Origin of the sequence: Aquiflexum sp. TKW24L (assembly GCF_023502205.1) — a bacterium.
In the GTDB taxonomy this organism is placed as follows: domain Bacteria; phylum Bacteroidota; class Bacteroidia; order Cytophagales; family Cyclobacteriaceae; genus Cognataquiflexum.
The window spans coordinates 22,360-36,345 of the sequence record NZ_JAMFLG010000015.1; the positions used below are offsets into that span (position 1 = coordinate 22,360).

13 protein-coding genes are annotated in these 13,986 nt (G+C 38.2%); all 13 read right to left on the reverse strand.

Annotated features, from left to right (window positions below; all coding sequences use genetic code 11):
* Positions 1 to 47 precede the first annotated feature (47 nt).
* Positions 48 to 3,764, reverse strand: a complete 3,717-nt coding sequence (locus M3O96_RS11480; protein ID WP_249720734.1) for an ATP-binding protein — start codon at positions 3,762 to 3,764, stop codon at positions 48 to 50.
* A 51-nt stretch (positions 3,765 to 3,815) separates the two neighbouring features.
* Positions 3,816 to 4,079, reverse strand: a complete 264-nt coding sequence (locus tag M3O96_RS11485) for a CAMCR motif-containing small membrane protein (RefSeq protein ID WP_502798912.1) — start codon at positions 4,077 to 4,079, stop codon at positions 3,816 to 3,818.
* A 32-nt stretch (positions 4,080 to 4,111) separates the two neighbouring features.
* Positions 4,112 to 4,660, reverse strand: coding sequence for a DUF420 domain-containing protein (locus M3O96_RS11490; RefSeq protein WP_249720735.1), 549 nt, complete (start codon positions 4,658 to 4,660; stop codon positions 4,112 to 4,114).
* Entirely contained in the window at positions 4,647 to 5,315 is a 669-nt protein-coding gene (locus M3O96_RS11495; RefSeq protein ID WP_249720736.1) for an SCO family protein, read from the reverse strand. The genes M3O96_RS11490 and M3O96_RS11495 overlap by 14 nt, the downstream gene beginning before the upstream one ends.
* Positions 5,316 to 5,396: 81 nt before the next feature.
* Entirely contained in the window at positions 5,397 to 5,726 is a 330-nt protein-coding gene (locus tag M3O96_RS11500; RefSeq protein ID WP_249720737.1) for a cytochrome C oxidase subunit IV family protein, read from the reverse strand.
* Between the two features lie 18 nt (positions 5,727 to 5,744).
* Positions 5,745 to 6,521: a cytochrome c oxidase subunit 3 gene (locus tag M3O96_RS11505; RefSeq protein ID WP_249720738.1), complete on the reverse strand. Its 777-nt coding sequence runs from the start codon at positions 6,519 to 6,521 to the stop codon at positions 5,745 to 5,747.
* A gap of 19 nt (positions 6,522 to 6,540) precedes the next feature.
* Positions 6,541 to 7,122 (reverse strand): cytochrome c oxidase subunit 3, encoded by a 582-nt coding sequence (locus tag M3O96_RS11510; RefSeq protein ID WP_249720739.1) that lies wholly within the window; start codon positions 7,120 to 7,122, stop codon positions 6,541 to 6,543.
* A gap of 3 nt (positions 7,123 to 7,125) precedes the next feature.
* The gene (gene cyoE / locus M3O96_RS11515) at positions 7,126 to 8,028 is read right to left on the reverse strand and encodes a heme o synthase (protein ID WP_249720740.1); all 903 of its coding nucleotides are present in this window, start codon (positions 8,026 to 8,028) and stop codon (positions 7,126 to 7,128) included.
* A complete protein-coding gene (locus tag M3O96_RS11520; protein ID WP_249720741.1) occupies positions 8,025 to 9,107 on the reverse strand; it encodes a COX15/CtaA family protein in 1,083 nt (360 codons plus the stop codon). The genes cyoE and M3O96_RS11520 overlap by 4 nt, the downstream gene beginning before the upstream one ends.
* Entirely contained in the window at positions 9,088 to 10,980 is a 1,893-nt protein-coding gene (locus M3O96_RS11525; protein ID WP_249720742.1) for a cytochrome c oxidase subunit I, read from the reverse strand. Before M3O96_RS11525 ends, M3O96_RS11520 begins: the two co-directional genes overlap by 20 nt.
* Positions 10,981 to 10,996: 16 nt before the next feature.
* Positions 10,997 to 12,031, reverse strand: coding sequence for a cytochrome c oxidase subunit II (locus tag M3O96_RS11530; RefSeq protein WP_249720743.1), 1,035 nt, complete (start codon positions 12,029 to 12,031; stop codon positions 10,997 to 10,999).
* 21 nt (positions 12,032 to 12,052) lie between these two features.
* On the reverse strand, positions 12,053 to 13,345 hold the full coding sequence (locus M3O96_RS11535) for a quinol:cytochrome C oxidoreductase (RefSeq protein WP_249720744.1): 1,293 nt from the start codon (positions 13,343 to 13,345) through the stop codon (positions 12,053 to 12,055).
* A gap of 2 nt (positions 13,346 to 13,347) precedes the next feature.
* Positions 13,348 to 13,974, reverse strand: a complete 627-nt coding sequence (locus tag M3O96_RS11540) for a c-type cytochrome (protein WP_249720745.1) — start codon at positions 13,972 to 13,974, stop codon at positions 13,348 to 13,350.
* Between the last annotated feature and the right edge of the window lie 12 nt (positions 13,975 to 13,986).

Sequence of the window (13,986 nt, forward strand, 5' to 3'; positions counted from 1 at the left end):
AAAAACAAAAAATTAAGTGAAAACAGGAATGAAACCTTGCAATATGGCTAGACAACCGGGATTTCTTCTACCAGATTGAAGGACAAAAAGAATGATGTTCCTTTTCCTTCTTCAGTTTCAAACCATATTTTGCCGCCTTCAGTTTCTACACCTCTTTTTGCAATGGCAAGCCCCAATCCTGAACCTTCGGATTTGGTGCTGAAGTTTGGTACAAATATTTTGTCTCTCAATGCCAGAGGAATTCCCTTACCGTTGTCTTTTATTTCTAGGACTACTTGGTGTTCTATTACCCTGAGGAAAAGTAGGATGATTGATTTTCGGGGTGGTTCGGTGGCCTGAAATCCATTGATGATCAGATTTGCAATGATTCTTCCAAAAAGTTGTTTGTCACCCATCACAGGCAAGTTACCTTCATCTGTAAGGTCTCCAAAGATAATTTTTTCATTTTCCCTATTCTTAAACAACTCCAAGGTACCCAACACCACTTTCTTGAAATCCATGAGTTCTTTCTTTGGTTTTGGCATTTTGGCAAAACTTGAAAAAGATGTGGCGATATCGCTCAAGGTATCTACCTGATGGATCAATGTTTCTAATGGTTGTTTGAGTTTTTTGGGATCATCCAGCTTTCCCTCAGATTGTAACCGCAGCAGATGTTGCAAAGTAAGTTTCATGGGTGTCAGCGGATTTTTGATTTCATGGGCGACCTGTTTTGCCATTTCTCTCCATGCAGACTCTTTTTCCGAATTGGCAAGGTCTTTCTTGCTAGCTTCAAGTTTGAACAGCATGTTGTTGTATTCATTTACAAGCAGCCCAATTTCATCATTGGTAGGCCAATACATCGGTTCATTGTTTTCCAAACCTGTCACTTTGAGTTTTTGGGTCAAGAGTTTGAAAGGAAAAGTAAGGTTTTTGGAAACAAAATAAGAAATGAACAAAAACAACACGAAGACCAATACGAATATGTTAATGATATTACTCAATACATCGGCGATCAACAAATCCAATTCTGTCTCCGATTCGAAAAATGGTACCGCCACAATGGCCTGAACATCCTGCCCGTCCTTAGACCTGATAGCAGAATACACAGATTTGAAAGTCAGGTTACCAATTTTTTCTTCTAAAAGAACAAGATTATTTTGACCTTCCACCAATTCCACTATGGCGTAAGGATTTATATAATTGGTGAGGACTTTTTTGTCAAAAATATTGGGCTGTGAAGTACTTACCAGGATTCCTTCTTTGCTGTAAAGATTAATGTCGGTGTTGGCATTTCCCGAGAGGTTATTCATAGTCTCCAATAGCTCGTCTTTTTCCAGGATTCCACTGTTTTTCTTTTCAAGTACCGGGGACAAGTTGTCCGTCACTAAGGAGGTTTTTTGGAGATACTGTCTATGAAGCTCTTCTTGATAAGAACTTGTAAACAAGCCAACTATGATTAGGCTGATGATCAGGATAGGAAAAAAGAAGGCGAAATTCAGGTAAAGCTGAAGTTTTGTAGCGTAATTAAACCTAAATGAACCTATCTTTTTCGAAAATGCAAAGACCATCAGGGCCACAAGTGTGAACATAATGAACCCTAAAAAAAACAAGGAAATGTCAGCAAGGATATAATATATCGGATATACTGGAGACGACACTACGATCACCTTATCCCCTTCTTTGACACCGACATGATGGAAACTACCTTTATATATCCCTGAAGAAAATAAGGTTGATTGGTTTAACAAACCCTCAATTCCAGCAGCCCGATAATTGAATAAGCCCACTCCATATTTCAATTCCCCTTCCTCATAGACTGCGTAATCAAACTTTTTGTCGTTAAGACCTGCCATGTACTTCTCATCTATCAGCAACTTGGGAAATACCGATCCGGGAACAATCCTCAATTGCCGCAATTCTAAAAATACTGTACCGATGTAAAAATTATCTTTAAACATCGGAATGAAGGCAAAATATTGGTTTCCGTCTCCTTCTGTCCCTTTTTGGATAAAATACAGGTCTTTCACGGAGGTGGCATAATCACTTTTGACAAACTGCATTTCGAAGTCATTGAGTGTACTGGAATTATATCTGTCCAGAATGTTTTCACCGAAATAGTTAAATACTTTTACTTTGAGCACATATTGATCAAAGTAATTGTTCATGTGGATTTTCCTGATCTTTTGCTCAATAGCTTCTTTCCTCATCAATGGATCAATCATTGAATTTTTGATAAAAATATCCTCACTAATCCGCTGCATGATATCCGAAAGAAAAAATTCACCTAGAATATCATTCTCTACCAACATTTCTGTTCCAAAACTTGCCTTGGATTTAAAATTCCGCTCAAGGTAAACCTGATGCGAAGCCACTCCGGTAATTACTGCCGCAACCAGGCATCCGAAGAAAAAAGTAAGAAAGGTGTTGAGCCCTATGGAAAAAATGTACTTGTATAAGGTAAAGTTGATAACAGCTATCAGGAAGATAAGATGGGCCAAATAAGCGACCATCCATATCCAATTAAAATAACCTAAGATTATTACTATGGGTAATGAAAAATAAAAAATGAGGGAGACCGCTTTCTTTTTGTTTAATGGATTTTTGTAAAATACCAATTCCAAAGCCAATACCGTGAACATAAAATAGGCGGCACCACCAAGAAACACAATAGATAGGCTGACGATTTTAAACCAATCCAAAGAAGGAAGACTTAGAATATTCAGGTCCCACTGGGAATTGCTCAAAATATCTAGATAAAGCGCATAAAACAATGCTAAAAAAAGTGTTGAAAATAAATATGCTACGACAATAAAAACTTTACTGTTCTTCTTGATTCTCCTTTTACTGAGCCAATTTTTAAAATCATGGCTGGCGATTATCCTGAGGACCATGGACAATAAAACTGCCAAACAGATGATATTTAGAAAGAGGTCACCCAAACTTGGATTGAACCAAGAAGAAGCGTATCCGGATGGATCAAAAAGGCGGTAGTCGAAGTAATCTTTTGGAAATCTAAAAACCAGCATTAAGGCCCTTATAGTGACCAATACAGCTGCTGCCGCAATTAATGCTTTCACTTGTTTACCTTTTGTCCATAAATTCAAAATAAGTTTTCTAGTCATCAAAATGATCAGGAAGAACAGTGAGAAAAAGAAAACCATCAAAGCCAATCGGCTTGATGGTTCTACTGGGACTTGCTCAGGATCAAAATAGACAGAAAATAAAAATTCCCCCTTGGACCCTTTTACCGCCATCAAACCAACCTCTTGTTCTGAGGAAATGCTCTTGGGATCAGTAGGGAAAATCTCGGAATTGAAACCTGATTCCAGATATTGGTTTTGAAAATCTCTTTTAAAGTATAAAGGGTATAACTGTATGATCCAATACCCTTGGTTGTTACGGGAAAACCGCCTTGCTTTTGAAAAATAAATCCCTCTCTTGTCCTCAAGGATCCGAAGTTTAGATTTTGAATTGACCCAATCAAAATCAGGCATGTAGGAGAAATCTGACCAATAAACGAGCCTGCCTGATTCCGAAAAAAGATAATAAGAATGAGAGGCGTCTATGGTGAGGTTGGTAAAAGAAAACTCTTCCTCAGGTCTGTTTTTAAGTAGGAGGAGCAGAAAATCTTCATCAAACTCCCTTTCTACCTTTTGGATTTGATTGGTTATCGGCTTGATTAATCTTTCCTCGTCATTTAAATCATCAAGAAAAAAATTAGAAATCAATAAAACCCCCAAACTAATCAGGGCTACAAAAAATAAAATTTTACGAGTATTTCGCATAACCATAAGTTACGCAAATAGCAAAATCTGTTCCCAGATCCCAATCATTATTTAATATTTTTCCCCATGAAAAAGAAATTTTGCTTTTCTCTTTTTTGCATTCCTATACCACAGATATCCCAATACCAAAGCAAGCAGGTAAGGCATACTCAAAAGATAAAGTATTCCCATGTTTAGACCTGCACCGATGGTGGTTTCACCATTACTCACATTGTTTTCAATTCCTGCCCTGCACATGGCACATTGTGCCATGACGGACACATGGGACATCAAAAAGAAAATTATAACAAGCACTGATATATAAATTGACCTCATATAATTGGAAACGCCAAGTTTTATCAATTGGTTTAGAAACTGTAATAGGGACTGATCATGAGATAGACAATGACCCCGGTAACGGTGACATATAGCCATATCGGAAACGCAAATTTAACAACTTTTTTATGTTTTGCCCTTTGATCTGTATAACCATAATAATAAGCCAAAAGAATTGGGAATAATGCCACTGCCGCAAGCACGATATGCGTGATAAGTATGAAATAATATACAGGTCTGATCCATCCTTCCCCTCCAAATGTGGTGCTTTCTGCAGTAGCATGATATATTACATAGGAAATCAAAAATATCGCACCTAACCCAAATGCGGCTGTCATCGCAGCCCTATGGTAATCAATCTTTCCATTTTTAATGAAAATCACTCCGGCAATCAAAGCTACAGTTGCAGCAGAGTTAATGACTGCATTTAAATGTGGCAAGAAATATACCCAATCACTTCCTACGTCAATTTTTGAAGGCATAAACAACAATACCGCAACCAATACCGGTACTATCACTGCGATCACAGAAATCCACCTGATCACACCCTTATCTGATGTCTGTAAGCTACTTGGTTCCATGTAATAAAATTTTTGTTTCTAATATCAATTTGTCAACATCTTCTCTATTTGTTCCGCTATAATAGCCTCTGATCCTTCCCTGTCCATCAATTAAGACAAACTTATCACTATGGACAAATTCCTCAGGCTGACCTTTTCCATCGATAGTCGGAAGGAGAAAACCACATCTGGCAAGATTATATATCAATGATTTATTCCCTGTCAGGAAGTACCACTTACCCGGCGTAGCCATGTGTAGTTTGGCATATTCAGACAGCACTTCAGGAGTATCATATTCAGGATCTATGGAAATGGAGTAAATCTGGATTTCACCATCATTCCTAAAAGCATCATCCACCCGTTCTAGTTCTGTAGACATGACAGGACATATACTTGGACAGGAAGTGAAGAAAAAATCGACAATAGTGATTTTTTCGGACATTTCATTTTTACCACGGATTTGGCCGTCTTGGTCAGTAAGGGTAAAATCAGGAATAAAATGCTGTCCAGATTCCACCATGTTGCAGTCACCAAGTGGATCCTCTACTCCATCTTGAAAAAGAATCGGAATATCATATTGGTTATTTCCAAAGGATCTCAAAAACAAAAAAATCACGACAGGAACAAGCAGAATACACACTAAAACAAATCCCTGTAGAATTCTTAAACTTTTCATTGCTTTACTTTTTACTTAAACAAAAAAAGAGGTTGAAGTTTCCACTCCAACCTACTTTTTTTTAATATTAATTTTAATCAACTACCATCTCAGATTGAATATATCACTTCCTTCTCTTACCAAGGCGATTACTAACCAAACAAGGAAAATCAAAGGCACAATTATGGAATAAAACAAAGGTTTTGCCTCTTCACCCAAGTGCATGAATTCCATCATAATATATTTTGCTTTCCAAATAGTCAAGCCGATGAAAATCGCATACAATAGCAAGCCTCTAGGCAGGGTAAATGCAAATACGAATTCTACTAAAGTCAATAAAAGTAGTATTCCTGCCGTTTTCCAGATTTTTTTTATTTTAGCCTCATCTCTCGGCAATACCTCAAGTGCGGATTTATTTTCTTGCAAAGCCATATCTTTTATTTTAAATTTTTAGATCAGATAGAATAAAGTAAATACAAATACCCAAACAAGGTCTACAAAGTGCCAATAAAGTCCGATTTTTTCAACCATTTCATAATGTCCTCTTTCCTCGTAAACACCAACTGCTGCCTGATAGAATGCCAAGAAGAGAAGAAAAACCCCAAGGGTTACGTGAAAACCATGGAATCCAGTAATAAAGAAAAATAACTGTGCGAAATTGGAAGGGCCGTATTCATTGACCGAGAGATTTGCTCCCGTAATGGTTTCAGTGACGGTTTGTCCAAGGTTATTGACATAGGTGATAAGAGAACCACCGGGTGTTCCATGAATAAAGTGTGACCATTCCCAAGCCTGACAGCTTAAGAAAGTAATACCTCCAACAAGTGTCCATAATAACCATTTGACCACATCCTTTCTGTCATTTCTATGTCCCGCTTCTACTGCAAGTACCATTGTAACGGAACTCAAAATCAAAATGAAAGTCATTAAACCAACAAATGCCAGGGGAATATGAACACCATGGAAAAAAGGAATGGCATCAAATACAAGTTCCGGAACAGGCCAATATTCATTTGAACCTATGAAAACATCCTCAGGACCTCCGTATGCCGGAAAGCTAACCCTAAGAGAGATGTAAGTGATCAATAAAGCAGCAAATGTAAAGATATCCGAGAGGAGGAAAAACCACATCATAAGTTTTCCATAACTGGCTTTGAGTGGCTCATTTCCGCCTCCCCAAACTCCTCTTTTGGGACTTACCCCAATTGCAGTTGCAGTCGTTGACATATATTCTAAAGTTTACTTTTTAATGATTCAATAACAAGAACATGAACAGGTATAACCAAAGCCCTCCCAGAAAATGCCAATAAGTGACGCACATTTCCATGGTATCAAGGTTTTTGGAATGGACCTTATACTTGAAGGACGAAATTAATACAATAATTAGAAATATCACACCGCTAACAAGGTGTAATGCATGCAAACCTGTGAAAACGTAAAGAAATGAACCTGCAGGGTTTCCAACAAAAAATACATCCCTATCTACCAAAGCTATCCAACTGTACCATTGACCTATCAGAAATGCCAACCCCAAGAAAGAAGTAATGACCATTCCAATCCTGAGTGATGATAAATCATCTTTTTTTGCAGAAATATAGGCCCAATGCAAGAAAATGCTACTCAAAACAATAATGCCCGAAGTGTAATAAAAAATAGATGGAAGATCAAATTCCAACCAATTTCCTTCTGATTGTCTAACTATATATGCACTTGTCAGAGAAGCGAAAATCATTACTACGGTGACAATAAAAAGCCACAGAGCAAATTTCTTTGGATGCATCGCTATTGGTTGCTCTGCATTTTCAATATATGCGAATTTTTCTTCCATGGATTAAACCTTATCTAATAAATACGCTATCTGCACAATCGGAAGATAGAGAAAGGAACCAAACATAATTTTTAAAGCTGATTTATGGGAGCAATCTTTCATCAACGAGAAAGTTTGTGCCAAAAACAATACACCACATATGGTTGCAACAATTCCGGAATTGATCCCTGTAAGACCAAAGTAAGTAGGAAGCAGACCTAAGGGAAGCAAAAACAGGGTATAAATCATAATCTGTATGGCAGTATTCAGGTCCTTTTGACCACCACTTGGGAGCAGTTTGAAACCTGCTCTTTTGTAATCCTCATCACTCACCCAAGCTATTGCCCAGAAATGTGGGAATTGCCAGATAAATTGAATTCCAAAGATTATAAGCGCTTCATGGGATATGGCACCTGTGGCGGCTGTCCAACCCAAAAGGGGAGGCATAGCTCCGGGAATGGCACCAACAAATACTGCAATCGGTCCGACTCTTTTGAGTGGCGTATATACAAAAACATATAAAACCATACTCAAAACTCCAAGTGCGGTAGTCAATGGATTTGTGAAGATCCAAAGAATGCTTATTCCTAACAATGCAATGATTGAGGTAAACCAATATGCCTCTTTCAAAGAAATAAGATTCAATGGCAAAGGACGGTTTTCCGTTCTTTTCATTAGTTTGTCAATATCTCTTTCCCAAATTTCATTGGCTGCACCGGAGGCACCACTAATTAGAAAACCTCCAACCATGAGGGCGAAGAATTTTCCCCAAGAAAACATTACTCCTGAGTCTCCAAGAATAAATCCGAAAACAGCAGAGAAGGTAACAAGCGCAGATAATCGGAATTTTATTAAATCCTTATAAGCGGCAATCCTTAAAACAAGGAAATCAGTTAATGAATTTTCGGAAATATTTATAGTTCTCATGAACCTGTATTTTCTAAATTTAACTTTCTCTCGGAATTAAGCTGCAATAAAATAACAAATTGAATCCCGACAATCACTGTACCTAACAAAAGATGAATTGGTTGTAAGAATGCCGGAACACTGAAATAGGCCATTCCGACACCTGTTAGTATTTCAACAAAGATAACAAGAACAAGTGCTTGAGACCATTTAAATATACTCACATGCCGCAGTGTATATTTGTAAACTTTGTAAAAGAACAAAATATGAACTGCAAGTAAGAGTATGGAGTAAGACCTGTGGATCAGAAATACCAACCCTAGGTGCTCAATCCACTCTCCACGCAAAAGGTTACCGAATTCAAATGCAACAACATCCATTTCTTCTCTAACCTGAGTGCCAAACACGATTTGCACCAACATCAAGAGGAAGCCAACTATTAAAATACCAAAAAGACTACTTGGTTTTTCAGTAGTAGTTTTCAAGGACTGTATTAATCTAAAGGAACGGAAGTGGATGTATAGCAGAATACAAACGATAACCAAAGCCAACATCATATGTAAGGTAATCATCCAAGGAAGTAGATTCGTCGAAACAACGATTGAACCTATCCAAGCCTGAAACAATACCAAAAACAGATTTAGCACTGACAAAATTACAATTGATTTGTCTAGTGACCAGAGTGGAAAAGACTTAAAGACAGTTAGGAGTACAAGAATCCCTATTACAGCGCCAATCAATCTGTTAACGTATTCAATCCATGTTTTTACCGGATTAAACTCCTGCTCAACCAAAATTGATTTATCGTTTTTAATTTGATCAGCCTTATCTTCAAAACCTAATTTTTCGAGTTGGGCGACAAATTTATTGTTCTTTTCTACTCTCTGTGCAGAGTAAATTTCCTGATAATCATTTGGGAGCTGATTCACACTTGTAGGTGGAACCCAGCTCCCAAAGCATTTTGGCCAATCGGGGCATCCCATACCTGAACCGGTACTTCTGACAACCCCACCGACTAATATCAGAAAATAGACAGCTATCACAGCGATTAAGCTGATCCTGCGAAAGCTGTAAATTTGATTAAGATTCTTTTGATACATTCGCTACAAGAACATCCTCTTCGTCTGCAATAATTGCTTTTTCCAATTTAACCAATTCCTGTTCGTGTGGAAGGTTGGATTCAGGAGTTGCAGACAGTGGAACTGTTTGAGGAATAAAATCATCTGCTGCACCAGGCTTGGAATAGTCATATGGCCATCTGTAGACAGTAGGTATTTCACCAGGCCAGTTACCATGCTTTGGATGGAGAGGAGTTGTCCACTCTAGCGTATTTGCTCTCCAAGGATTGAGGGAAGCCACCCTACCTCTGTACATGGAGTAAAAGAAATTGAACAAGAAAATCAATTGGGCTCCGAAAGTGATTATCGCAGCTACTGAAACGAACATATTCAAATCCGTATACATGTTTGAAAACTCAAAATTAGTCCAGCTGTAGTATCTTCTTGGGAAACCCGCAATACCAATGTAGTGCATTGGGAAGAATACCATATAAACTCCAATGAAAGTCAACCAGAAGTGGATATAACCTAACCTTGCGTCCATCATTCTTCCAAACATTTTTGGGAACCAATGATATACACCAGCCATCAGTCCAAAGAATGATGCAGATCCCATTACTAAGTGGAAATGGGCAACTACAAAATAAGTATCGTGCAATTGAATATCAATGGCGGAGTTGCCGAGGAAAATACCAGTCAAACCTCCTGAGATAAAGAATGACACCAAGCCAATGGAAAACAACATTCCTGGCGTAAAGATCAAATTACCTCTCCACAGAGTGGTAAGATAATTAAATACTTTTACAGCTGATGGAATAGCAATAATCAATGTAAGGAACATAAAGATTGATCCTAAGAAAGGATTCATTCCTGATACAAACATGTGGTGTGCCCATACAATGAAAGACAGGATGGTAATTCCAAGCATAGAGATGATCATCGCTTTGTATCCGAAAATAGGCTTTCTGGAATTTACAGAGATGATTTCTGAGGTTATACCAAGAGCAGGCAACAATACAATGTAAACTTCAGGGTGACCAAGGAACCAGAATAAGTGCTGGTAAAGAACAGGGCTACCACCTGTATTTGGTAACGCTTCACCCCCAATGTAAATATCAGATAGATAGAAACTTGTTCCAAAACTTCTGTCAAAAACCAATAACAGGGCAGCTGAAAATAAAACTGGGAACGAAAGCAAACCTATAACAGCTGTCAAGAAGAATGCCCAAATAGTCAAAGGAAGTCTAGAAAAGGACATTCCTTTAGTTCTCAAGTTGATTACTGTGGTGATGTAATTGATCCCGCCTAGCAAAGAAGATGCTATGAAGAAAGTCATTGCAACCAACCACATAGTCATTCCCAGACCAGAACCGGGCATGGCTTGTTCTAGCGCTGATAACGGTGGATAAACTACCCAGCCACCGGATGCAGGTCCTGTTTCGATAAACAAGGAAATAAACATGACTACTCCTGACAAGAAGAAGAACCAATAAGATAACATGTTCATAAATCCTGAAGCCATGTCTCTAGCACCAATTTGGAGAGGAATAAGGAAATTGGAGAATGTTCCACTCAGTCCTGCAGTCAAAACAAAGAATACCATGATGGTACCATGCATCGTAACTAATGCCAGGTAGAAATTTGGATCCAATTTCCCGGCATCATCAATCCAACCTCCAAGTATCGGCTTAAGCCAATACAATTCCATATCTGGAAAGCCGAGTTGTAATCTGAAAATGATCGATAATAATCCACCGATAATAGCCCAGAATATACCTGTCACCAAGAATTGTTTACCGATCATTTTGTGGTCGGTGGTGAAAATATATTTGGTTATGAAATTATCGTGATGCTCGTGATCATCGTGATGATCATTTGCACTAGCACTGTGAGTAGCTGTATGAGCTGTTGCCATAATAATGATAATTTAATTACTTATGTTCGCTGATGGTAATCTCAGCCAATTCTTTCATTTCAGGAGATAAATTCTCTACAAGAGCAGGATTATTGACAATGTATGGTTTTTGATCTGCCAACCATTTTCTGTATTCGGCCGGCTCAACAACATTGATAACTCTTCTCATTGAAAAGTGACCTCTGCCACAAACCTCAGTACATGCAATTTCATATTCGAATTCAGGATCATTCAATTCGGCTCTCATTTCCTCGGTAGTCTTAGTAGCTACAAACCAAAATTTGGTTGGCATACCTGGAACCGCATCCATTTTTAATCTCATGTGAGGAGCAAAGACAGAATGAAGTACATCCCTAGCTCTAATTCTGAATAATACGGGTTCTCCTTTCGGAATTACTACCACAGGAGAATTGAAGTCATCATGTGAATTTCTGTCTGAAAAATCAATTCCAGAAACATTGGAAGCATTGGTAAGTCTGTAATCATTTGCTCCAAGAACATTATCCATGCCCGGGTATCTTACCTCCCACGCAAATTGGTATCCCATCAATTCAACAACATGAGCATTTTCAGGCGCAGGTCGGGTGATATCAGACCAAGCCTTCCATCCACCAATCACCAACAAGGCTAAAACGATAGCCGGAACTACAGTCCAAATAACTTCAAGTTTGTTGTTATCAGGATAAAAGGCAGCTTTTCTATCTTCATTGTACTGGTACTTGTATGGAAACCAGAATAAGAGTATATGGGTGATGATAAAAATCACACCGGTTACAGCCATAGTAATCCAGAATAACTGGTCGGTAGCTACACCATGTTCTGATGCTAAAGGAAGATTGTAATTGTCAAATTCCTTGATAGAATACCAAAACATTAAACCTCCTGTTCCCAAAAGAAAAAGGACGAACATAAAAGCGTTCACCTTATTACTTCCGGAAGCAACTTTTTTGTCACTACCCTTAACCACTGAGACAAGGGACTGTATTTTATATACCATCCAAATAATGGATATGAGCAATAAAATACCAACTACGATAAGAAATCCGTACATAATTATTAGTTTATCGGATAATTAAATTTGATGATGATAACTTTCTTCCAACATAGGATGGTTTTTAGCAATAAGGTTTCGTTTAGACAAATTGTTTAAAACAACATATGTCACCAAAGATCCAAATACTAAAAGCATTCCAAATTCCATCAAGCCAAATCCACCATTTTGGCCTAGAGTACCTGGCTGAACCATCAGGAAGAAGTCAAACCAATGGCCCAAAATTATCAAGGAGCAAATAACCTTCAGGAATATACCATGTCTTTTTGCGTCTCTTGTCATAAGAACAAGGAAGGGGAGGAAGAAGTTTAGCGCTAGATTTACAAAAATGAACGGGCTATACACGTCACTTTCCATTCTCTCTATAAAGTAAACTGACTCCTCAGGTATATTTGCATAATAGATTAACAAGAACTGAGAAAACCAGATATATGTCCAGAAAATAGAGAATGCGAAAACAAATTTTCCCATGTCATGGATATGATTGGCATTGACCATTTCCAGATATCCTCTTTCCTTTAAAAATATCGTGACCAAAGTCATTGCAGATAATCCGGCTACAAACCATGATGCAAATACATACCATCCAAACATTGTAGAAAACCAATGCGTGTCAATAGACATTACCCAATCCCACGCCGAAATAGATGAAGAAACAGCGAAGAAAACAAGGAATAAAGCAGACCATTTTCTAATCTGAAACCATGATTGATTTCCAGGATTAATATCCTCTTTATAAGATAAGTTTTTAAGTTTATTGAAGAACAATACCCAAGCTCCAAAGAAAAATACCATCCTGATAATAAAGAAAGCAGGGAAAGTTCCTTTTTCAAGCGGCCAAAAGAAGAAAGCTCCTTTGCCATCTATGATCTTATCATAATCGGGGCTGCTCAGGTCAAAAAGGCTTTTGTGTGTCCAGTGGAAAATATCATGACCTACAATGAAATAACTAACAATCATGATAACACCTGCAAATGGCAACCAATATCCGAAGGAAAGGAAAATCCTCAACAACGGTGCTGACCATCCTGCCTGAGCGGCATATTGTATCGCAAAGAAGAAAACTCCAATGACAGCAATACCTGTAAAATAAACATTGTTGATCCAAAGGTTAGCAAATAGTCTTTGGTACCAGTGAAAAGCATGTCCACCTTCGGCATGTGCTTCATCATGACCTCCACCTAAAGCTGCCATCAAGATGCCTGCAGCCAGGATAACTGCACCAATGATCAAAACAGTAAGTATCGATTTTTTCAGACCTGCTGTAAAATCAAATTTTTGATCCAAATTATAATTTGTAGTACTGTGCCCCATGATTATTGTTTCTGAATTTCTTGTTTAACATAATGGACAATTTTCCAAATTCTCTCCTGAGGAATCTGTGAACCATGTGCTCCCATTCTTCCTTTTCCTTTCATAATAACATGGAAAATATGACCTTCAGGCAGATTGATATAAGCTCCACCTTTTAGGTTGGCAACCCCACCGATTACTTCTCCAGCTTTTCCATCACCTTCTCCACCTTGGCCATGGCATGTCGAACAATATTGCGTGTAAAGCACCTTACCTTCTGCCAAAACCTGAGGCGAAAATTCCAAAGGATTCTCATTCAAGGCAGCGGCTTCAAGTTCAAATTGCTTTAACCTGTATGGAAGAGAACCATCTTTAGATCTAGGAACAGTATTGGCAACAGGCTCTCGCATGTTCATACGGTTAGGATTATTGATGTTGCTATTGAAAAACTCCCCCTTACCGTCTTCTCTTGATGACAACCATGCTCCTTCGTCTTCATTTACGATCTGAGTAAGAGGTTCGTATGCAATGGAATTATACATTTGAGGTGCAAATTCATAACCGGGATTCTCACCCGAGGCACCACAGGAGACCAACCCGAAGGAAGCCCCTATAAATGCAAACGTGTATATAGAATGTGTGATTTTCATATATCTATTTAC

Coding starts and splice junctions, on each gene's coding strand:
- M3O96_RS11520 (WP_249720741.1), bottom strand. CDS start 9,107: ATGTATCAAAAGAATCTTAATCAAATTTACAGCTTTCGCAGGATCAGC.
- cyoE (WP_249720740.1), bottom strand. CDS start 8,028: ATGAGAACTATAAATATTTCCGAAAATTCATTAACTGATTTCCTTGTT.
- M3O96_RS11535 (WP_249720744.1), bottom strand. CDS start 13,345: ATGGGGCACAGTACTACAAATTATAATTTGGATCAAAAATTTGATTTT.
- M3O96_RS11485 (WP_502798912.1), bottom strand. CDS start 4,079: ATGAGGTCAATTTATATATCAGTGCTTGTTATAATTTTCTTTTTGATG.
- M3O96_RS11525 (WP_249720742.1), bottom strand. CDS start 10,980: ATGGCAACAGCTCATACAGCTACTCACAGTGCTAGTGCAAATGATCAT.
- M3O96_RS11480 (WP_249720734.1), bottom strand. CDS start 3,764: ATGCGAAATACTCGTAAAATTTTATTTTTTGTAGCCCTGATTAGTTTG.
- M3O96_RS11530 (WP_249720743.1), bottom strand. CDS start 12,031: ATGTACGGATTTCTTATCGTAGTTGGTATTTTATTGCTCATATCCATT.
- M3O96_RS11510 (WP_249720739.1), bottom strand. CDS start 7,122: ATGGAAGAAAAATTCGCATATATTGAAAATGCAGAGCAACCAATAGCG.
- M3O96_RS11495 (WP_249720736.1), bottom strand. CDS start 5,315: ATGAAAAGTTTAAGAATTCTACAGGGATTTGTTTTAGTGTGTATTCTG.
- M3O96_RS11500 (WP_249720737.1), bottom strand. CDS start 5,726: ATGGCTTTGCAAGAAAATAAATCCGCACTTGAGGTATTGCCGAGAGAT.
- M3O96_RS11505 (WP_249720738.1), bottom strand. CDS start 6,521: ATGTCAACGACTGCAACTGCAATTGGGGTAAGTCCCAAAAGAGGAGTT.
- M3O96_RS11540 (WP_249720745.1), bottom strand. CDS start 13,974: ATGAAAATCACACATTCTATATACACGTTTGCATTTATAGGGGCTTCC.
- M3O96_RS11490 (WP_249720735.1), bottom strand. CDS start 4,660: ATGGAACCAAGTAGCTTACAGACATCAGATAAGGGTGTGATCAGGTGG.